At 73.2% G+C, this 19,039-nt stretch carries 18 protein-coding genes and 1 pseudogene; 12 read left to right on the top strand and 7 right to left on the bottom strand.

Translation table 11 applies throughout. The features are described from left to right. Window positions 1-108 precede the first annotated feature (108 nt). A complete protein-coding gene (locus ACIQCJ_RS01535) occupies window positions 109-1,071 on the top strand; it encodes a hypothetical protein (RefSeq protein ID WP_401305219.1) in 963 nt (320 codons plus the stop codon). A 71-nt stretch (window positions 1,072-1,142) separates the two neighbouring features. Here ACIQCJ_RS01535 and ACIQCJ_RS01530 read toward each other — a convergent pair whose 3' ends face one another. Beyond that, window positions 1,143-1,559 (bottom strand): MarR family winged helix-turn-helix transcriptional regulator, encoded by a 417-nt coding sequence (locus ACIQCJ_RS01530; RefSeq protein ID WP_355336490.1) that lies wholly within the window; start codon window positions 1,557-1,559, stop codon window positions 1,143-1,145. Between the two features lie 63 nt (window positions 1,560-1,622). Here ACIQCJ_RS01530 and ACIQCJ_RS01525 point away from each other — a divergent pair, with 63 nt between their 5' ends. Continuing rightward, window positions 1,623-2,399: an alpha/beta fold hydrolase gene (locus ACIQCJ_RS01525; RefSeq protein WP_402710352.1), complete on the top strand. Its 777-nt coding sequence runs from the start codon at window positions 1,623-1,625 to the stop codon at window positions 2,397-2,399. Window positions 2,400-2,497: 98 nt separating this feature from the next. On the opposite strand, the gene ACIQCJ_RS01520 is transcribed toward ACIQCJ_RS01525, so the two are convergent. Beyond that, window positions 2,498-3,382, bottom strand: a complete 885-nt coding sequence (locus ACIQCJ_RS01520) for a sigma-70 family RNA polymerase sigma factor (protein WP_402710351.1) — start codon at window positions 3,380-3,382, stop codon at window positions 2,498-2,500. A 246-nt stretch (window positions 3,383-3,628) separates the two neighbouring features. On the opposite strand from ACIQCJ_RS01520, the gene ACIQCJ_RS01515 reads away from it, so the two are divergent. The 4 genes from ACIQCJ_RS01515 (at window position 3,629) to ACIQCJ_RS01500 (ending at window position 6,383) form a co-directional block, all read left to right on the top strand. Further along, window positions 3,629-4,426, top strand: coding sequence for a ferritin-like domain-containing protein (locus ACIQCJ_RS01515; protein ID WP_355336493.1), 798 nt, complete (start codon window positions 3,629-3,631; stop codon window positions 4,424-4,426). Further along, window positions 4,423-5,265, top strand: a complete 843-nt coding sequence (locus ACIQCJ_RS01510) for a ferritin-like domain-containing protein (RefSeq protein ID WP_401718257.1) — start codon at window positions 4,423-4,425, stop codon at window positions 5,263-5,265. The genes ACIQCJ_RS01515 and ACIQCJ_RS01510 overlap by 4 nt, the downstream gene beginning before the upstream one ends. A gap of 127 nt (window positions 5,266-5,392) precedes the next feature. Then, a complete protein-coding gene (locus tag ACIQCJ_RS01505) occupies window positions 5,393-5,842 on the top strand; it encodes a cupredoxin domain-containing protein (RefSeq protein WP_355336495.1) in 450 nt (149 codons plus the stop codon). Between the two features lie 85 nt (window positions 5,843-5,927). Continuing rightward, window positions 5,928-6,383, top strand: coding sequence for a hypothetical protein (locus ACIQCJ_RS01500; RefSeq protein ID WP_401718251.1), 456 nt, complete (start codon window positions 5,928-5,930; stop codon window positions 6,381-6,383). Window positions 6,384-6,482: 99 nt separating this feature from the next. Here the strand turns inward: ACIQCJ_RS01500 and ACIQCJ_RS01495 are convergent, their stop codons facing one another. The 5 genes from ACIQCJ_RS01495 to ACIQCJ_RS01475 form a co-directional block, all read right to left on the bottom strand. Continuing rightward, window positions 6,483-6,893: a rodlin gene (locus tag ACIQCJ_RS01495; RefSeq protein ID WP_402710350.1), complete on the bottom strand. Its 411-nt coding sequence runs from the start codon at window positions 6,891-6,893 to the stop codon at window positions 6,483-6,485. Window positions 6,894-7,048: 155 nt separating this feature from the next. After that, window positions 7,049-7,414 (bottom strand): hypothetical protein, encoded by a 366-nt coding sequence (locus tag ACIQCJ_RS01490; RefSeq protein WP_355336498.1) that lies wholly within the window; start codon window positions 7,412-7,414, stop codon window positions 7,049-7,051. 144 nt (window positions 7,415-7,558) lie between these two features. After that, entirely contained in the window at window positions 7,559-8,326 is a 768-nt protein-coding gene (locus ACIQCJ_RS01485) for a chaplin (RefSeq protein ID WP_402710349.1), read from the bottom strand. Between the two features lie 164 nt (window positions 8,327-8,490). Beyond that, window positions 8,491-8,724 (bottom strand): chaplin, encoded by a 234-nt coding sequence (locus ACIQCJ_RS01480; protein WP_355336751.1) that lies wholly within the window; start codon window positions 8,722-8,724, stop codon window positions 8,491-8,493. Between the two features lie 271 nt (window positions 8,725-8,995). Beyond that, entirely contained in the window at window positions 8,996-9,406 is a 411-nt protein-coding gene (locus ACIQCJ_RS01475) for a rodlin (RefSeq protein WP_355336500.1), read from the bottom strand. A gap of 440 nt (window positions 9,407-9,846) precedes the next feature. Here ACIQCJ_RS01475 and ACIQCJ_RS01470 point away from each other — a divergent pair, with 440 nt between their 5' ends. The 6 genes and pseudogenes from ACIQCJ_RS01470 to ACIQCJ_RS01445 all read left to right on the top strand — a co-directional run bounded on the left by ACIQCJ_RS01470 (window position 9,847) and on the right by ACIQCJ_RS01445 (window position 19,036). Further along, a complete protein-coding gene (locus tag ACIQCJ_RS01470) occupies window positions 9,847-11,022 on the top strand; it encodes a glycosyltransferase (RefSeq protein ID WP_401305230.1) in 1,176 nt (391 codons plus the stop codon). A 983-nt stretch (window positions 11,023-12,005) separates the two neighbouring features. Continuing rightward, window positions 12,006-13,319, top strand: coding sequence for an exopolysaccharide biosynthesis polyprenyl glycosylphosphotransferase (locus ACIQCJ_RS01465; protein WP_391159573.1), 1,314 nt, complete (start codon window positions 12,006-12,008; stop codon window positions 13,317-13,319). A 3-nt stretch (window positions 13,320-13,322) separates the two neighbouring features. Then, window positions 13,323-14,762, top strand: a complete 1,440-nt coding sequence (locus ACIQCJ_RS01460) for an O-antigen ligase family protein (protein ID WP_401718238.1) — start codon at window positions 13,323-13,325, stop codon at window positions 14,760-14,762. Next, a complete protein-coding gene (gene murJ, locus ACIQCJ_RS01455; protein WP_402710348.1) occupies window positions 14,759-16,717 on the top strand; it encodes a murein biosynthesis integral membrane protein MurJ in 1,959 nt (652 codons plus the stop codon). The genes ACIQCJ_RS01460 and murJ overlap by 4 nt, the downstream gene beginning before the upstream one ends. A 286-nt stretch (window positions 16,718-17,003) precedes the next feature. Further along, window positions 17,004-17,687: pseudogene (locus tag ACIQCJ_RS01450) on the top strand (polysaccharide deacetylase family protein); the annotation flags it as partial. Between the two features lie 188 nt (window positions 17,688-17,875). Next, window positions 17,876-19,036, top strand: a complete 1,161-nt coding sequence (locus tag ACIQCJ_RS01445; protein WP_402710347.1) for a glycosyltransferase — start codon at window positions 17,876-17,878, stop codon at window positions 19,034-19,036. Window positions 19,037-19,039: the final 3 nt, after the last annotated feature.

Below are 19,039 nucleotides of genomic sequence, written 5' to 3'. Positions count from 1 at the left end.
GAACCGAAGGTCCTGTGAAGGTGCCGTAACGGGAGAAGCCACCCCGAGTCCATGACGGACGCTATGATTCACCGAAATGAGTGACGGAAGGGCGAACTCCCCCAGGCCATGAGTACTCCCACGGGGCCCCAGGATCCTCGCATACCGCACCAGAACGGTGCCGTACCGAAGGTCGACCAGCAGCAGACGCAGGCCGCGCGACCGACGCAGCAGGCGCAACCGGGTTACGGCTACCCCCCGACCCAGCATCCGCAGCCGGTCCAGCAGGGCTACCCGTACGAAATCCGGCCGGGCGTACCGCAGTTCCCGCAGCCGCAGCCCTACGTGCCCAATCCGAACGAGCCCGACTGGTCGGCGCTCGCGGACCAGCACGTGGCCGAGCAGCGGGCACGGAAGAAGCGGATGCTCATCATCGGCGTGGCGGCCGTCCTGGTCGTCGCCGTGGCGGGCGCGGCGGCGCTGTTCCTGATGGGCGGGTCCAAGAAGGACGACGGCACCGTCGCCAAGGACGACAAGGACAAGCAGACGACAGCGCCGTCCGTCCAGCCGACCGAGTCCGCGGACACCTCGCCGACCGACGGCACCCCCGGACCGTCCTCGACTCCGACGTTGCAGGGCAGCGACCTCTTCACCGCGAAGACCCTCACGATCAACGGGCAGAGCTTCGCGCGGAAGGCCACCAGCCACCGCACGCCATGCTGGAAGAGCACCCAGGGCGGACTCGGCCCGGTCCTGGACAAGAACCACTGCACCCAGATCGTGCTCGCCACCTACGTCTCGGGCAAGGACTCGGTGAGCGTGGGCGTGCTGGTCTTCCCGACCGAGGCCGAGGCCAAGGCCGTCGACACCGGCTTCAAGGGCAAGTTGATCCCCCTGACCGGCCAGCCCGGCATCCCGAACTTCTGCAAGCAGGTGCCCTGCGCGGTCACCCACGCGGTCCACGGCCGCTACGTCTACACCACCCTTGCCGGTCCCAACACCGGCGCCGCGGGCAACAAGGACTCCGATTCGGTGGCAGCCGGTCACGGCATCGCCGGCTACACCCTGACCCGGCTGACCGAACTGGACTGAGCCGCACGGGTCGTTGACGCCACGCGACCGCGCCTTCTTGTGAGCCCGTGACCCGTAACAGGGTCACGGGCTCACGTCGGTTCTTCGCCGATGCGGCGCAACAGGGCGAGGAGGGTGGCGCGTTCGGTGTCGTCGAGGGCGGAGAAGGCGGAGGAGAGGACGTCGTCGGCGATGCGGTGGCCGGCGGAGAGGAGGGCTTCGCCGGCGGGGGTGAGGTGGTGTTCGATGCGGCGGCCACGGCCGGGGCGGCGGTCGATGAGGTGGCGGTCGGCGAGGCGGGTGGCGAGGGTGCCGAAGGACTGCTCGGTCTGGAAGGTCGCGGCGGCGAGGTCGCGGGCCGAGGCGCCGGGCGTGCGGGCGACGGCGCGCAGGGCGTCCCACTGGGCGAGGGTGGTGCCGACGGTGGCCAGGCGACTGTCGAGGGCGCGGTGCTGGCGGTACTGCGCCTGCTTGACGGCTCGTCCGAGGAGTTGGAGTTCAACGGGCATGGGCACAGCCTAACACTCCGACTAAGCTTGCTTATATAAATATCCTTAGTTACAGTCGACGGTATGACGACCCCATCGCAGCTCACCGTTGCCGAGACCGGCCCCACCGACGCGGGGACCGATGCCGCCGCCGCCCGCCCCGTACTGCTGCTGCACGGCGGCGGAGGCCCCTTCACCGTCGCGGGCCTCGGCGCCCACCTCGCCCGTACCGCGCGTGTCCTCACCCCGACCCTCCCCGGCTGGGACGGCACGCCCCGGCCCGAGGCGTACGACGGCGTGGACGACCTCGCCGTGGCGTACCTGGAGCTGCTTCGGGAGCGCGGGCTGCGTGACGTCCTGGTGGTCGGCTCCTCGCTCGGCGGCTGGATCGCGGCCGAGATGGCGGTACGGGACGGCGCGGGCCTGATCACCGGGCTCGTCCTGATCGACGCGGCCGGAGTGCTGGTCGAGGGCGAGCCGATGACGGACTTCTTCGCGCTCGACGCGCGGGGCGTGGCCGAGCACTCCTTCCACGACCCCGACCGCTTCTTCGTGGACCCCGCCACCCTCCCGGCCGGTCAACTGGCCGCGCGCCAGGCGAACATGGCCGCCATGCGGATCATCGCTGGCGACCCGTACATGCACACGCCCGGCCTGCGCGAACGGCTCGCCGACGTCCGCGTCCCGACCCTCGTCCTCTGGGGCGAGAGCGACCGCGTCTTCACACCGGGGTACGGGGCCGCGTACGCCGCCGCCTTCGCCGACGCGCGCTTCGAGGTCGTCCCGAAGGCGGGCCACCTCCCGCAGATCGAGCAGCCGGAGGCGACCTTCGCGGCGATCGACGCCTACCGCGCCCGCTAGGCCCCGGCACCCGGCAGAAGAACCGCCCAGGGGCGAGCCCCTGAAAACCATCGGCGCCCCCCACGGCAGAGGAACCGTCCTCGCGGCGCGGGGGAGGGTCACTCGTCCACGACGACGACCCGCAGAAGCGAGAGGCGGGCCTCGTCCGCGAGGACGTGAATTTCGGCGACGCGCCCGGATGGGCTGACGGTGAGGGCGAAGACGGCGCGGGCCCGGCCGTCGTGGATCCAGGCGAGCTGGGGGACGCCGTCGACGAGGACGCGGCGAGCCCCCTTGGCCCGGGTGAGGAAGGTGGTGGCGACGGCGGCGGCGCCGCGGACGGAGGTGGCGCCGGACAGGGCGGCGGCGGGATCGGCCCGGAGCACGACATCGGGGTCGAGGAGTTCGAGGAGCGCCTCGAAGTCCCCGCCGCGGGAGGCCGCGAGGAAGGCGTCGACCACGGCGCGGCGCCGTACCGCGGAGCGCTCCTCGTCGACGACGGCGACCCCCTGCACCCGGCGCCGGGCGCGACTGGCGAGCTGACGGGTGGCCGCGGGCGAGCGCTCCACGATCGGCGCGATCTCGTCGAAGGGAACGGCGAACATGTCGTGCAGGACGAAGGCGAGCCGTTCCGCGGGACCGAGCGTGTCGAGGACGACGAGCAGGGCGAGCCCGACCGAATCGGCGAGCAGCGCCTGCTGCTCCGGGTCGGTGTCCTCGGCCGCGGCGGCGCGCGTGACCGGGCCTCCCGCGGGCGTCTCCAGCGGCTCCTCGCGGCGGCTGCCGCGCGAGCGCAGCATGCTCAGCGACACCCGGGCCACCACCGTGGTCAGCCACCCGGCGAGATTGTCGACCTCGTCGGCGTCGATCCGGCTCAGCCGCAGCCAGGTCTCCTGCACCGCGTCGTCCGCCTCGCCGGTGGAGCCGAGCACCCGGTACGCCACCGCGCGCAACCGGCCGCGCTGCTCCTCGAAACGCGCCGCCAGGAACTCGTGCTCGTCCATCGGGCCACCCACTTCCGTCACCTCGTCGTCGTGGCAGTGACCCGCCGGACGGGCCCGATGTGACACCTGGCGGTACCGCCACGCACCGTACAGACGCTTTTACTGGGCGGAACGGCCCCCTGCCGTCACCCGGAAGAGTGGTCTCGGTGCCCGTACGGAGGACGGGACCAATCCGGATGAGCCGCCGCCACGAACCTGTCGCAGGAGTGCCCTCACAAGAGCGGGCACCGTGAGAGATGGGGCGTGATGGGCGTAGAGCGCATCGACACCCGGCTGCTCGAAGAACTGACGGAGCAGTCACAAGACCTGAACAGTGACGCCTTGCGGATCACCGCGAGCGCGCTGGACGACTTCCGCGCGGCGGCACAGCCCGCGCCGGCGTCCTCGCGCCGCTGGTGGCACCGCGGCGGAGCGGTCGCCGGAGTGGCGGGCGCCGCCGCTCTGCTGCACACCTCGCGGGTCGCCGCGGCCTCCTCCAGCGACGACATCATGGCGCTGCAGACGGCGGCGTCGATCGAGAACCTGGCGATCAGCGTCTACCAGACGGCCGCGGGACTGCCGTTCATCAAGGACGGCAACAAGACGATCGCGGCGTTCATCGCCAAGACGACCACGCAGCACCAGGCGCACGCGAAGGCGTTCAACTCCGCCGCCACCCAGGCGGGCGGCAAGGCGCAGGACCAGCCGGACCCGAAGTACGCGGCCGTGGTCAAGCAGGCGCTGCCGTCGATCAAGACCCCCGCGGACGTCGTGAAGCTGGCGATCACGCTGGAGGACGTCGCGGCCCAGACGTACACGAAGAACGTCAGCCAGGTCAGCAACGGCGACCTGCGCAAGCTCTTCGCCTCCGTCGCGCCCGTCGAGGCCCAGCACCGCGCGACGCTGCTGGCCGTACAGGCGCTGCTCGCCGGGAACATGGGCGACCTGATCGCCATCCCGACGGACGTCGCCAAGCTGCCCGCCGCGGCAGGCAGCGTCGGCTTCCCCAACGCCTTCTACCCGACCAAGAACGCTTCACCGATCTCTGAGGGGGCCGTGAAGTGACCACCGCACGCGACGGCTGGGAGCTGCAGATCAGCGAGCGCGAGCTCGCCCGTCTCACCCAGGACATGGAAGAGGCCCACCGCGACACGCTGCCCGCGATGCGTGCGGCGGCCGCGGACCTCGCAGCGGAACAGCGCGAGAAGGCACAAAGCGACCGGCGCGGCGGGGTGGCCGACGCCTCCCGGCGGCGTTTCCTGCTCGGCGCCGGCGGGGTGGCGGCGGCGTTCGCGCTCGCGGCGTGCTCCAGCAGCGACAAGAAGACCTCCGCGGACTCCGCGACCGGTGCGCCCGGCGGCTCGCCGACCGCCTCGGCGTCGGCGTCCGGGAGCAGCCAGTACACCGGTGACCTGAAGGTCGTCGCGCTGGCGACGGCGCTGGAGAACCAGGCCGTCGGCGCCTACAAGGCGACGCTGGAGGCGGCCAAGGCGGGCAAGCTCGGTACGGTGCCGCCGGCCGTCGCCACCTTCGTGACGACCGCGATGGCTCAGCACGCGGACCACGCGAAGGCGTGGAACGCGGTACTCACGGGTGCGGGCAAGCCCGCCATCACCAATGTGCCGCTGTCCAACCAGGCCGCCACCCTCAAGGCGCTCGGCGAGGCGAAGACCTACGGCGCCGTCGCCAAGCTGGCCCTGCAACTGGAGGACCAGGCCGCGCAGACGTATCTCTTCGCGACCTACAACGTCACCAGCCCCGCCGGGATCGCGACCGCCGCCACCATCGCGCCGGTCGAGGCGCAGCACGCCGCGATCCTCAACTTCGTCCTGGGCCAGTACCCGGTCCCCGACGACTTCCTGCCCGTGGACAAGGCGGCCAGCCCGACCCTGCTCACCGTCTGACCCCACCTGTACGGGACGGCCCGCACCCCCACACGGGCCGTCCCGTGCCTCGCCCGAATTCCGAAGGGAAAAGCCCGAGTTGATCGTCACCCGGCTCCACGCACGCACCGCTCCCGTCCCCGTACGCGTGCCTTCGCGCGTCCCCGTACGCGTACGCCGTGCGCCGTTGCTGGCCGCCGCCTGCGCCGCGCTGGCCCTGACCGGTTGCTCCAGCTCGGGTTCGAGCGGCGGTAGCGGTACGAGTACGTCGGCGGCTGCCACGTCGGCGTCCTCGTCCGCGTCGAGTTCCGCGTCGAGTTCCGCGTCGGCCTCCAGCGGCGGTGGCGCGGACACCATCGTCATCCAGAACTTCGCCTTCACGCCCGCGTCGCTGACGGTCGCGGCCGGCGCCACCGTGACGGTCACCAACAAGGACTCGACGGCGCACACGGTCACCTCGGTCAAGAGCGGCCAGTTCAACACCAATGACATCGCGCCGGGCAAGACGGTGACCTTCAAGGCCCCCTCGGCCAAGGGCACGTACGACTACATCTGCACGATCCACCAGTTCATGAAGGGCACGCTCACCGTGAACTGACGCGCCGTCGGATCACCGCGCGTTCCGCTCCCCCCACCGTGGCCGTACGACCGGTACGCGCCGTACGAGGAAACGAGGATCCGTCATGCCGTCAGCCGGGGTCAGCTCCACCGGCCGAGCGCTCGACCTGGCGGCACGCCTCGTCGCCGCCGCCGGGCTCGCCGTGGACGCCTATGTGCACGCCAAGCTCGCCGACCAGTACGACGCGGTGTCCGCCGACATCAGCCAGGGCACGCTCTTCCGGATCGAGGCGGGCATGGCGTCGTTCGCGGCCCTGCTCATCCTGGTCTGGCGCCGCCCGCTCAGCGCCGCCCTGGCCTGGCTGGTCGCCGCGGGCGGCCTCTTCGCCCTGATGCTCTACCGCTATGTGGACGTCGGCGCGCACGGCCCGTTCCCCAACATGTACGAGCCGGTCTGGTTCTACGACAAGAAGCTCGCCGTGTGGTCCCAGATCGTCACGATCGTCATGGCGACCGGCCTGCTCGTCCACTGGTACGTCACCCGCGTCAGCCGCCGCCGTGACGCGTCCACGCTGCGCTAGGAACACCTCTCAACGACGAACTGCCCGATCCGGCCGGTGCGGCCGGGTCGGGCAGTTCGCTGTGCGGTGCGGTGGAGCAGATCAGCCGTGGGGGGCGGATCAGCCGTTGTGCACGCCGTTGCCGGACAGGACCGGGATCTGGTCCAGGATGTGCGAGGCGGGCTCGTCACCCTTGATCTGGCTGCTGTTCTCGGCGCACTGCTGGTTCTGCGGGGAGGCCAGGACGTTGATGTCCTGGACCGTGACCGGCACGAGGCCCACGATGGAGCCGACGTTGGCCTTGACCGGGACGCCGAGGCAGGGCTTGTTCAGGGTGCCCTGGACGAGGCCGATCTGCGGGCTCTGGGTGCCGCCGGTGTGGGTGTTGCCGTAGCTCTGCTCGGCGCCGTTGCCGTTCACCGTGGTCGTGCCCTGGTCGTCGCCGAGGGCCATGGCCTGCGGGGCGGCGGTGACGCCGACAGCAACAACCGAGGCGGCGAGCGCAGCGCCGGCCAGCATCTTCTTGATCATCTGAAATCCCTTTTTGGTGCTCGATTGCACGGTTCTGGAGCGATCTGATCAACCGCTCACGTGGGGTTTGGTTCCGGCGATTCACTCCGATGGCGGAGTGCTGCCGCGAGGATGGCCGAAGCCGACGCGCGGCAGGTGGGGGAGCCGGGGCCGGGTCAGCGGCCGAGCGGGAGTCCGCCCAGCAGCGAGGCACCGGGCACCGCACCGGTCACGGTGGAGGTGGCGGCATCCTTGGTGGCGGAGGTGGCCTGGCCGAGGAGCGCGTCGGTCGAGGTCTCACCGCGCAGGCGGTCGGCGGCGGCGCTGACCGTCCGGAGCGCGGAGTCGACCTTGAGGCCGTCACTGAGCTGCTGCAGCGGCTGCTCGTTCAGGGCCTGCTCGACACCGCCGTTGATGCTGGTGGGCATCGTGGCCGCGGTGGGCATCTCGGGCGCCGTCATACCGTCGGCGAAGGCAGGCGCGGCGACGCCGACCGCCATCATCGATCCGGCCACGACTGCTGCGACCTTCGAGTACTTCATTGCCACCCTTTCAGTGCCGGTGTCTGTCGGCATGGTCAACGACCGCGGATAGCAACGGAAACGAGGAGTAAACCGGCCTCTCGACAATCACCCGAACGTGAGAGCCGCCTCGCCCAATTCTCGTATTAATTCCGTTGCCCAGGGTTACGAATACGTGCGCCGAATACGGGCCATGGAGGCCGCGTGGGCGCCCGACGCGGCGTGCGCGCCGTGGGCGGCGGCGTGCGCGACCCGCGGTCCGCGCCCGCGGCGGTAGAGCATGGCGCCGCCGAGCAGCAGCGCGGCGCTGGTCGCCCCGGCCGCCCCGAACTCGCCGCCGGCGACGCCGGTCTCGGCGAGCGACCGCTGGTCAACCCCGTCCAGGACGGCGGGGACCGCGTGGTTCGGCTCGGGAGCCGGCGGAAGCCTCCGGACGTCGACCGTCGGATCGGTGTGCACCGAACTGGCGTCGGTGCCGGTGACCGCGTGCGCGCCCGTGCCGTCGTTGTCGCAGGAATTCCCGGACACCGCATTCAGCAGCGCCAGGGGGTCCACGGTGTTTCCGCACACATTGAGCGGAACGTCGACCGGAATTTGCACCGAGTTCCCTGAGGCCACGCCCGCGGAGCCCTGGGTGCCCGACGAATGGGCGGAGGAGGGGGCGCCGGAAGCGGTGTGGTGGTGGGAATGCGATTCGTTGGAGCAGTGGTTGCCCAGCGCGGCGTTGTCGGCTCCCACGACGTTCACGCTGTTCCCGCACGCGTTCAGCGGGACGTCGACCGGTGCCTCGACGCTGTTGCCCGACAGCAGGCCGGGTGAGTTGGACGCACCGCCCTGCGCGTCGGAATCCGCGTTCGCGTACCCCCCGGTGGCCGCGAGGATGCTGCTGGCGGCGGCGACGGTGAGCAGGCTCCGGCTCAAGATGTGTCGCATCGACTTCTTTTCTCCGCTCGGTTCTTCGGCTGCGCCGAATACGTCCCGCGGCCGTCCCGTGCCCATCCCCGTAAGACGGACCGCCCCGGAGCGCGACGCACACGCTCCGGGGCGGTCCGGGATCAGAACCTGACGGCCTGACAGGACGACGTCACTTCACTTCGTCACTTGTTGACGCAGGTGTTGCCGAACGCGGGGTTCAGCAGACCGATGACGTTGACGGTGTTGCCGCACACGTTCACGGGGATGTGAATCGGCACCTGGATGCTGTTGCCGGACAGGACGCCCGGGGAGTGCGAGGTGATGCCACTGGCGTCGGAGTCGGCGAACGCGGGGGCCGCGACACCCACAGCCATGAGCGTTCCGGCAGCGACCGCCGCGACCTTCGAGTACTTCACGTTGAGCTCCCTTTCCGGAGCGGTGTCTGGCACCAGCACGTCCTTCGTACGGGCCGGACACAGGAAATCCGCGTCCGTGAACACCACTACCGACCGGGCTAACGACGGGTGCCGACCGTAAGCAACTCCCCAGCGTGCGGCGCCTTCCATCATCCACTCGAATGGCTCGGCTTTTTCCGCCCGGAGCAGAATCCCGGCGCGGAAAACGCGTACGGCCCCGGCCGTCGACGGAAAGTCGACGGCCGGGGCCGTACGGAGCCAGGGGAATGGCTCAGTGGTTGGCGGCACCGTTGCCGGACAGCACCGGGATGTTGTCCAGGATGTGCGACAGCGGCTCGTCGCCCTTGGCCTGGGTGGAGTTCTCGGTGCACTGCTGGTTCTGCGGCGACGACAGGACGTTGATGTCCTGGACGGTGACCGGCACGACGCCGACCAGCGAGCCGACGTTGCCCTTGAGCGGCAGCGCGAGGCAGGGCTTGTTGAGCGAGCCCTGGACCAGCGCGAACGACGGGCTCATGTAACCGCTGGTGTACGTGTTGCCGTAGCTCTGCTCGGAACCGTTGCCGTTGGCGGTGGTGGTTCCGTGGTCGTCACCGATGGCCATCGCGGAGGGGGCCACCGACGCCGAGACGCCCGCGATGGAGACGGCGACGGCGGCCGTGGCGAGGAACTTCTTGATCACGGTTGGTCCTTCTTGGGTGAGATTGCCCTGTACATGGGTCTACATGGGTCGCACTGACCAACCGGCTCCCAGGCGATTAGTAATGATGTTTCACCCGAATGGATAGAACCCCCGGAGGCCGGGCGCCAGGGCGTATCGGAAGGGTGACGGCGGTGACGTGGGTTGACGTCTCGTCAACACCGGTCATGTGATCGTCATAAGACATTCGTCCTGCTCGGCGGGCCGCGCGCCTTACGTGAATCGTGCGCCGAGGTCTGCGACCGTGCATTCCTGTTTCACGAGGATTACCTGACAGGCACGGGATTCGTTGACTCCACGCAGCCCGCTCGAACGCGCGGGCGCGCACATGACACGCAGCAAACCCATCGGCTTCTCCTCGGCCCCGGTCGGTCCACCGGAGACGGTCACGGAGATGGTCACGGACAGAGAGACGGCGCGCGATGCCGCAACACCAGTACGAACTCGCCGGGCTGACGGTGCTCCATGTGACCCAGCCCGTCGAGGGCGGAGTCGCCCGCGTCGTCACGGACCTGGTCCGGGCCCAGCTCGACGGCGGTACGCGCGCGGTGGTGGCCTGTCCGCCGCACGGCGCGCTCCCCGAGGCCGTCACGGCGGCCGGCGGCCACGTCGTACGGTGGCAGGCCGGCCGCTCGCCGGGGCCCGGCCTGCCGCGCGAGGTCCGTACCGTCGCCCGGCTGATCCGCGCCGTCCGCCCCGACCTGCTGCACGTCCACAGCGCCAAGGCCGGGCTCGCGGTACGGCTGGCCGTCCGCGGCGGCCTGCCGACCGTCTTCCAGCCGCACGCCTGGTCGTTCGACGCCGTCACGGGACCGACCGCGCGGGCCGCGCTGCGCTGGGAGCGGTACGCCGCCCGCTGGGCCGACCGGGTGCTGTGCGTCAGCGACGCGGAGCGGCGCGCGGGACAGGACGCGGGGGTACGGGGTACGTGGGCGGTCGTGCCGAACGGCGTGGATCTCACGCACTTCACGCCCACCGCGGACGTCGGTTCGGCGCGGGCCGCGCTGCCCGCGCTGTCGGACCTCGGGCCCGACACCCCGCTGGTCGTGTGCGTCGGCAGGCTCTGCACGCAGAAGGGCCAGGACGTGCTGCTCAGGGCGTGGCCCCGGGTCAGCGAGCGGCTGCCGGACGCCCGTCTCGTGCTCGTCGGCGAAGGCCCCGCGCTGCGGCCGCTGCTGCGGGACGCGCCGCCCGGTGTGCTGTTCGCCGGGAGCACCGTGGACACCGCGCCCTGGTACCGCGCGGCCGACGTCGTCGTCCTGCCGTCCCGCTGGGAGGGGATGGCGCTCGCGCCCCTGGAGGCGATGGCCTGCGGACGGCCGGTCGTCCAGACCGACGTCAGCGGCGCCCGCGAGAGCGTGCCGCCCGCCGACGCCGCCGGTTCCGTCGTCCCGGTCGAGGACGAACGCGCCCTCGCCGACGCCTTGTTGCGGCTCCTCACCGATCCGGTACGGCGCGCCGACGCCGGTCGCCGCGCGCTCGCGCACGTCCGCGAACGGCACGACGTACGAAGAACGGCTGCCGCCGTCGCCGACCTCTACCGCGACGTCCTCGCGCTGCCCCAGCCGGGCCGCCCCACCGAGAGGGTCACCCGATGACGTGGGAGAGCGCGCGCGTGCCGCCGCCCACCCCCACCGGCCGCCCCCTCCCCTCAGGAGGCCGCCCCGCCGACCGCGCACCCGCGCCAGGGAGCCGTACGCCCGACCGCGGAGGCAGTACGCCCGACCGCGAACCCGCGTCGGGAAGCCGCGCACCCGCACCCGGGGCCCGTACGGCCGACCGCGAACCCGCGTCCGGAGGCGGTACGGCCGACCGCGCGCCCGTGTCGGGAAGCCGCCCCGCCGACCGCGCACCCGCACCCGGGGCCCGTACGGCCGACCGCGCACCCGCACCCGGGGCCCGTACGTCCGACCGCGCAGCCGCACCCGCGGCCCGTACGGCCGACCGCGCGCCCGCGAGCGGGGGCCGTGGCGAGCGCGTGCTGGGCGTCGTCGGCCAGGCTGCGGAGAACACCACGGCGACGCCCGGCCAGGGCGGTGACCGCGCCCAAGGAGGCGGGCCAGAACCGGCGCCCGCGCGCGCCGCCGACCGCAGGCTCAGCTTCGCGCTCGCCCCCGCCTCCGACACCGCGTCCAGCACGCCCCCGAGGTGGGGCGGCGACCGCAGCCTCCGCTTCACCCTCGGCCCACGCCCCGAGTCCACGACCCCCGCGACTGCCACCCGCGCCCCGGAACGCCCCCGCGCCGTCACGCGCGGCCAGGAGCCGGAAGCCGCTGCGGGCCCGGCGCCCGGGCGGGCCGTCGACCGGGGGGTCGGTGTCGCGCTGGACACGGGGCCCGGGACCGGCTCAGCCGGGCGGGGCAACGGGCAGGCGGCTGAGGCGTCCTCGGCCGGGCGGGTGCTCGGGGTGGTCGTGGGGCAGGGCGGTGACGGCGGAGGGCGGGCTCCCGTGTTGGCGTCGCGGCAGACGCCCGCGTCGGCACCGCGGCAGACGCCCGCGACGGTGTCCCGACCGCGGCACCGGGCGTTTCGGCAGCGGGTGGCGGGGCCACTGGTGGCGGCGGACTGCGCGGCGGCGCTGATGGGCGCGTTCGCGGTGCGGGCGGATGTGGGGCCGCTGCTGCTGGCGCCGCTGCTCGGGTGCCTGGTCCCGGCACTGCGCAGGGCGCGGCTGTACCGGCCGGGGTTCGCGCCGACGGCGTCGGACGAGGTGCCGGCGCTGGCGCTGTGCGCGACGCTGGCGTGGGGCCTGGTGGCCGTGACGGCCGCGGCGACCGCGCCCGAAAGCGCTCTCGGGTGGGGCGAGTTGCTGACGGCGCTCGTGCTGACCGTGCTGGGCCAATGGGTGCTGCGCGGGGTCGTGCACGGCGCGCGGCGCCGGTACGCGCGGCTGCACCCCGGATCGACGCTGATCGTGGGCGGCGACGGGTCCGTACGCGAGGTCGCCGCCGTGCTGCACGCGCATCCCGAGTACGGGATGCACCCGGTGGGCATCGCGGCCACCGGCCAGGTGCCGGGGCAGGAGCAGGGCCCGGGGCCCGGACACGGCACCGCGCCCGACGACTTCCCGCTGCCGGTGCTGACCGGCCACGGCGACATCACGCGCGCGGTGATCCAGAACTCGGTGCGGTACGCGGTCGTCGCGGGCCCGCAGCCGCTCGACGCGCGTACGACCGCGACGGTACGGCTGCTGGCCGCGCAGGGCGCCTGCGTGTGGCAGGTCACCGCGGGTCCCGGCCCCGGCGACGGCCAGGCGGCCCCCGGCCACCTGTGGGGCTTCGCGTGCCGCCGCCTCGACCCGTATCCGCCCGCGCCGCCCGGCCGTTGGGGCAAGCGCGCCCTCGACATCGTGCTCGCCTCGGCCGCCCTGCTGGCGCTCGCGCCGGTCCTCGCGGGCTGCGGCCTCGCGGTACGGCTGACCGACGGCCCCGGTGTGCTGTTCCGGCAGGAGCGCATCGGCCTGGGCGGACGGCCGTTCACGCTCCTGAAGTTCCGTACGCTGCGGCCGGCCGACCCCGGCGAGTCCGCGACGCGGTGGAGCATCGCGCACGACCGCCGGGTGAGCCCGGTCGGCCGGCTGCTGCGGCGCACCTCGCTCGACGAGCTGCCGCAGTTCTGGAACGTGCTGCGCGGCGACATGAGCCTGGTCGGTCCGCGCCCCGAACGCCCTTATTTCGTGGAGCAGTTCAGCCAGACCCACCCCGGCTACCAGGACCGGCACCGGATGCCGGTCGGCATCACCGGGCTCGCCCAGGTGCACGGGCTGCGCGGCGACACCTCGATCGCCGACCGCGCGCGGTTCGACAACCACTACATCGACAGCTGGTCGCTCTGGCAGGACGTCAGAATCCTCGCCCGCACGGCGACTTCGCTCTTCCGGTTCGGTGGGAGCTGAATCATGGCCACGATCGCCACGCCCGCGCCCGCGCGAAACACGGCGCCCGCGCACAGAGCCGAACGCGCCCCTCGTATCCCCCCGGGCCTCGCCCGATACCGCTGGCTGGCACCGCTGTTGCCCGCCCTGGCGACCGTGCTGCTGCTCGCGGCGCCGGTCAGCACGGGCGACGTCAGCACCTCGGGCAAGGTCACCCCTGCCGACGCCGCCTCCGCCGTACTCATCCTGACCGTCGCCGTACGGCTGCTGCGCGACCGGGCACGGCCGCTGACCGCGACCGCCGCGGTGGTGCTGGGCGCGCCCGTCGTCGGCTTCGCGCTGTCCGCGATGACCTCGGTCGACCCGGCGGCCGGGCTCGCCGGATTCCTGCGCTACGCCCAGGTGTTCGTGCTGGTGCCCGCCTCGCTGGTGCTGCTGCTGCGCGACCGGCGGGACTTCGCGGTGGTGGCGGGAGCCGTCGTCGCGGTCGCCCTCGTCCAGGGCGCGATCGGCGTGTGGCAGTACGCGACCGCGACCGGCGCCTCCTACATGGGCGAGGACATCAGGGCGGTCGGCACCTTCGGCCCCTCGGACATCATGGGGATGGCGACGGTCGTCGCGTACGGCCTGGTCATCGCCACCGGCTGCGCGCTCGTACCGGCCGCGGCGGGCGCGCCCCGCTGGCTGCGCCCCGCCGCGCTGGCCTGCGCGGCGGCGCTGCTCGTACCGCTGGCGGTGTCCTTCAGCCGCGGTACGTGGATCGCCACGGCCGTCACGTGCGCGGCGATGATCGTGCTGTCGGGGCGGCGTCAGGCGCTGCGCGTCTTCGGCGTACTGACCGCCTCCGCCGTGCTGTTGGTCGGCGGGCTCGGCGTGGGCTCGCAGATGATCGGGCAGCGGGTCAGCAGCATCACGCAGGTCACCGCGGACCCTGACCCCTCGGTCACCGACCGGTACACGCTGTGGGCCGCCGCCGTCAGCATGTGGCGCCAGCACCCGGCGACCGGCGTCGGCCTCAAGCGCTTCCCCGACGAGCGCGACGGGCACGCCTCGCTCGCGCTGTCGTCGGGCAGCGACACGGCGGGGGCCGGGCAGCGCTTCACCCGTGAACCGCTGCTGTCGCCGCACAACATGTATCTGCTCGCGCTCAGCGAGCAGGGCCTGATCGGCTTCGCTCTCCTCGTCGGCGGCTGGGCCGCCTTCCTCACCCGCGGCACCGACCGTCTGCTGCGCGCCCGCCGCGCGGGCAACCGCGCACCGGGCGCCGCCGCGAGCGGACTGGCCGCCGTCGGGCTACTGATCTGGCAGTGCGTCGACTTCCTCTACGCCGACATCGGCGGGCCCTCCACCGTGCTGACCGCGGTGCTGCTCGGCCTGACGGCCTGGTGGGCGCTGTCGCCCGCGGCGGACGCCGCTGCCGACGCGGACCTCGGCGCCGACGCCACGGACGGCCGCCGCCGATGACCGCGAGTGCGGCGACCGCCGCCCACGAGGACGACGCGCCGACCGGCCGTACGCTCCGGGTCCCGGACCCGGCTCCTGGCGACGGCGACGGCAACGGCAACGGAAGCGGCACCGGAAGCGGCGCCAGAAGCGGTGTCGACACCAGCGTCGAATCCGGCCCGAGCTCCGGTTCCGGTCCCGGCTCCGGCTCCGGTTCCGGTTCCGGTTCCGGGGGCGACCGGGGGTCGAAGGGGCTCGCGCGGGCCGCCCTGGTCACCGCCGTGCTGTCGGTGGCCGGTTCCGTGCTGGGGCTGGTACGCGACCAAGCCATCGCCCACCTCTTCGGAGCCGGGGCGGCCAGCGACGCGTTCCTCGTGTCGTGGACGGTCCCGGAGCTGGCGGCGACCGTCCTGATCGAGGACGCGATGGCGCTGCTGCTCGTACCGGCTTTCGCCGCAGCCCTCAGCCGGCGGGCGGACGGAAGGGCGGCCGACGGGCGGGCGGGGCGGACGGGCGATCCCGTACGGGCCCTGCTGGCCGCCACTTTGCCGCGGCTGACGCTGCTGCTGGCCGCCGTCGGAGCCGCCATCGCGGTGGCCGCGCCGCTCGTGGTCGACGTGCTCGCGCCCGGACTGACCGACCACCGCCTCGCGGTGGACTGCACGCGGCTGACCGCCGTGACGGTCTTCACCTTCGGCCTCGCCGGGTACCTGAGCGCCGCGCTGCGCGCGCACCGCCGCTTCCTGCCGCCCGCCGCGATCTACGTGGCGTACAACGTCGGCATCATCGGCACGCTGTTCGCGCTGCACGCCCGCTGGGGTGCGCGGGCCGCAGCGGCCGGTGTCGCGGTCGGCGGCCTGCTGATGGTGCTCATCCAACTGCCGGCGTTTCTGGCCGAGTTGCGCACCGGGCGGCAGACCGTACCGGCGAAGACCGCGGTCATTCCCGAACAGCCGCAACGCGAGGGGCAGTTGAGGAACGCGGGCCGGTCCGGGCCCGAAGCGCTCTCCCTGGCACGCGAATCCGCCCCGGCAGGCGGCCGAGCGAGCGCCGGAGCCCGGTCCCACCGGGCCCCGCGCGTCCGGACCGGCACCCAACTCCCCACGCGGCCCAAGGCGTCCCGGCTCGGCCTCGCCCTGGTCGCGCCCGTCATCTTCTTCACCGTCAGCCGCCAGGCCCAGGTGCTGATCGAGCGGTTCTTCGCCGCGCCCCTGCCGTCGGGCGCGATCTCGCACCTCAACTACGCGCAGAAAGTGGCGCAGATGCCGATGGTGCTGTCGGTGATGATCTGCACGGTCACCTTCCCCGTCGTCTCGCAGGCGCTCGCCCGCGGCGACCGGGAGCGGGCCAGACGGCAGGTGCAGCGCGACCTGACGGTGGTGTGCGTCGTGGTGCTGCTCGGCACCGCCTTCATCATCGGCTGCGCCCCGCAGATCATCCAGGTGCTCTTCCAGCGCGGCGCGTTCGACGCCTCCGACACCGCGGCGACGGCCGCCGTGATGCGGGTGTACGCGCTCGGGCTGCTCGGCCAGAGCCTGGTGGGCGCGCTCATCAGGCCGTACTTCTCGGCCGCCCGGCCGACCTGGTACCCGGCCGCCGCCATGTCCGCGGGCCTGCTCGTCACGATCGGCGCCGACGCGGCGACGGTCGGCGCGTGGGGCGCGTACGGCATCGCGGCGGGCAACGCCGCCGGGATCACCGTGACGGCCGGACTGCTGGTCCGCGGCCTCGCGGCGCACACCATCGCGATCGGCGCACGCCAACTCCTCACCGGCGTAGGCCGGATCACGCTTGCCGCGGCGGTGGCCACCGTCGCCGGCTGGGGCCTCGGATCCCTGATCCCCGATCCGCTGGCCGCGACGGCGGTGTGCTGCATCGCCGTGCCCGTCACCTTCGCCGCGGCGGCCGCCGCGGTGCGGGTGCCGGAGGTTCCGCACCTGCTCGCCACAGCGAAACGAAGGCTGTCCCATGCCTAGTTCGAACGCCATGCCCGGCTCCGCGCCGGAATCCGTCCTCCGATCCGTACGCAGGCCGTCCCCCGGCCCGGCCCCCGAATCCGCGCCCGTGTCCCCCAGCGGACCGGCCTCGGTACGCACCACCGCGCGGACGACCGCGTTCCGCCCGTCGCCCGTGCGCGTCTCCGGCGCCCGCTCCGGCTCAGGACCCGTCCCAGGTCCCCGGCCCGACAGCGCCGCCGACCGGGCCCGCGCGCACAGCGCCGCGCGCAGCCGCAGGCGGCAGGCCGCGCTGCCGTGGACGCTGATGTACCACTCGGTGGGCGACTGCCGGGACGACCCGTATCTGGTGACCGTCTCGCCCGAACGGCTCGGCCGCCAACTGGAGTGGCTGCGCCGCAGGGGCCTGACCGGCGTCGGCGTCGGCGAGTTGATGCGCGCCCACGCGGCCGGACGCGCGAGCCGCATGGTCGGGCTGACCTTCGACGACGGCTACGCCGACTTCCTGGACTACGCCGTCCCGCTGCTGCTCCGGTACGGCCACACCGCGACGGTCTTCGTGCTGCCCGGCAGGCTCGGCGGCGTCAACGCCTGGGACGAACAGGGCCCGCGCAAGCCGCTGTTGACCGCCGACGGCATCCGCGCGGCGGCGGCGGCCGGGATGGAGGTCGGCTCGCACGGCCTGCTGCACCTGGACCTCACCGCGGTCGACGAGGACGAGCTGACCGTCGAACTCACCGAGAGCCGCGAGCTGTTGCGGGAGATCACCGGCTACGAGCCCGACGGCTTCTGCTACCCGTACGGCGCGACCGACGCCCGCACGGTGGCCGCCGCCCGCAGCGCCGGTTACCGCTACGCGTGCTCGGTCGACCCCGGCCCGCTCGCCGGGACGTTCGCGCTGCCGCGCGCGTACGTCGGCCAACGGGACGCGGCGGGGCGGCTGAACGCCAAGCGGCTGCTGCACAAGCTGCGGACGGCGACGGCCGCCGGAGGGCCGCCCGCCGCGCCCGCGCCGACGCCCGTGCCGGGAGACGGGATCAGCGTCCTGCCCGGCGTGCGGGACGGCGGGCAGACCAGCGGGCGGGACGGCGTGCGGGACGGCGGCCAGTCCGGCGTTCGGGACGGCGCGCGGTCCGGCCCGGGGTCCGGCCGGGGGACGGCCGCTCCGGAGGAGCCCAGGTGAGGGTCCTGCACGTCATCACCGGTCTGGGCATCGGCGGAGCGGAGCAGCAACTGCGGCTGCTCGTACGCCACCTGCCCGCCTCCTGCGAGAGCGAGGTGATCACCCTCACCAACCCCGGCCCGGTCGCGGACGCGCTGCGCGCCGACGGCGTACGCGTCACGCACCTGGGCATGACCGGCAACCGCGACCTGTCCGCGCTGCCCCGGCTCACCCGGCAGATCAGGGCGGGCCGGTACGACGTCGTGCACACCCACCTCTACCGCGCCTGCGTCTACGGCCGCCTCGCCGCGCGGCTGGCCGGGGTGCGTACGGTCGTGGCCACCGAGCACTCGCTCGGCGACTCCCAGATCGAGGGCCGCCCGCTCACCCGTGGCACCCGCGCGCTGTACCGGGCCACCGAACGGCTGGGCGTGGCCACCGTCGCCGTCTCCTCGACGGTCGCGCGCAGGCTGCGCGAGTGGGGCGTGCCCGACCCGCGTATCCACCTGGTGCCCAACGGCATCGACCCGGCCCGCTTCCGTTTCGACCCGGCGGTGCGCGCCGCCGCGCGGGCCCAACTCGGTCTGCCCGAGCGGGCGTTCGTCGTCGGCGGGGTCGGCAGGCTCGTACCGGGCAAGAACTTCGACACCGTCATCCGCGCGCTGGCCGGTGTCCCGGACGCCCATCTCCTCGTCGCGGGCACCGGGCCCGAGCACGACGCCCTGCTGCGGCTGGCCCGTTCGACCGGCGTCGCGCCGCGCGTGCATCTGGTGGGCGCGGCGGGCGGGGAGGACGGCAGCGGTGTCATGCCCGACATGCCCGCGCTGCTGGCCGCGATGGACGTCTTCGTGTCCGCGTCGCGCGAGGAGTCCTTCGGGCTCGCCATGGTCGAGGCGCTGGCGGCCGGGCTGCCGGTGCTGCACACCGCGTGCCCCGCGATCGAGGACCTGCCGCCGGACAGCGCGCCCGGCGCCCGCCGGATCGGCACCGGCCCGCGGGACCTCGTCTCCGCGCTCCACGCCCAACAGGGCACGGGCGTACGGCGGTTGCCGGTGCCCGCCGCCGTCGACAGCTACCACATCGCCCACACCGCCGACCGCGTGATGCGGCTGTACGCAACGGCAACCACATCCGCATCCGCATCCGCATCCGGCGTGGGGCCGGGACAGAAGAAATGAGAC

The sequence above is a fragment of the Streptomyces sp. NPDC093221 genome (genome assembly GCF_044753885.1).
GTDB lineage: Bacteria > Actinomycetota > Actinomycetes > Streptomycetales > Streptomycetaceae > Actinacidiphila.
Note: the sequence above shows the minus strand (reverse complement) of the source record. Positions and strands in the feature narration are given on the sequence as shown.

What these genes read in the sequence shown, in the direction of transcription:
- ACIQCJ_RS01535 (WP_401305219.1), top strand. Translation starts at nt 109, where the DNA reads ATGAGTACTCCCACGGGGCCCCAGGATCCTCGCATACCGCACCAGAAC.
- ACIQCJ_RS01530 (WP_355336490.1), bottom strand. Translation starts at nt 1,559, where the DNA reads ATGCCCGTTGAACTCCAACTCCTCGGACGAGCCGTCAAGCAGGCGCAG.
- ACIQCJ_RS01525 (WP_402710352.1), top strand. Translation starts at nt 1,623, where the DNA reads ATGACGACCCCATCGCAGCTCACCGTTGCCGAGACCGGCCCCACCGAC.
- ACIQCJ_RS01520 (WP_402710351.1), bottom strand. Translation starts at nt 3,382, where the DNA reads ATGGACGAGCACGAGTTCCTGGCGGCGCGTTTCGAGGAGCAGCGCGGC.
- ACIQCJ_RS01515 (WP_355336493.1), top strand. Translation starts at nt 3,629, where the DNA reads ATGGGCGTAGAGCGCATCGACACCCGGCTGCTCGAAGAACTGACGGAG.
- ACIQCJ_RS01500 (WP_401718251.1), top strand. Translation starts at nt 5,928, where the DNA reads ATGCCGTCAGCCGGGGTCAGCTCCACCGGCCGAGCGCTCGACCTGGCG.
- ACIQCJ_RS01495 (WP_402710350.1), bottom strand. Translation starts at nt 6,893, where the DNA reads ATGATCAAGAAGATGCTGGCCGGCGCTGCGCTCGCCGCCTCGGTTGTT.
- ACIQCJ_RS01490 (WP_355336498.1), bottom strand. Translation starts at nt 7,414, where the DNA reads ATGAAGTACTCGAAGGTCGCAGCAGTCGTGGCCGGATCGATGATGGCG.
- ACIQCJ_RS01485 (WP_402710349.1), bottom strand. Translation starts at nt 8,326, where the DNA reads ATGCGACACATCTTGAGCCGGAGCCTGCTCACCGTCGCCGCCGCCAGC.
- ACIQCJ_RS01470 (WP_401305230.1), top strand. Translation starts at nt 9,847, where the DNA reads ATGCCGCAACACCAGTACGAACTCGCCGGGCTGACGGTGCTCCATGTG.
- ACIQCJ_RS01465 (WP_391159573.1), top strand. Translation starts at nt 12,006, where the DNA reads ATGGGCGCGTTCGCGGTGCGGGCGGATGTGGGGCCGCTGCTGCTGGCG.
- ACIQCJ_RS01460 (WP_401718238.1), top strand. Translation starts at nt 13,323, where the DNA reads ATGGCCACGATCGCCACGCCCGCGCCCGCGCGAAACACGGCGCCCGCG.
- murJ (WP_402710348.1), top strand. Translation starts at nt 14,759, where the DNA reads ATGACCGCGAGTGCGGCGACCGCCGCCCACGAGGACGACGCGCCGACC.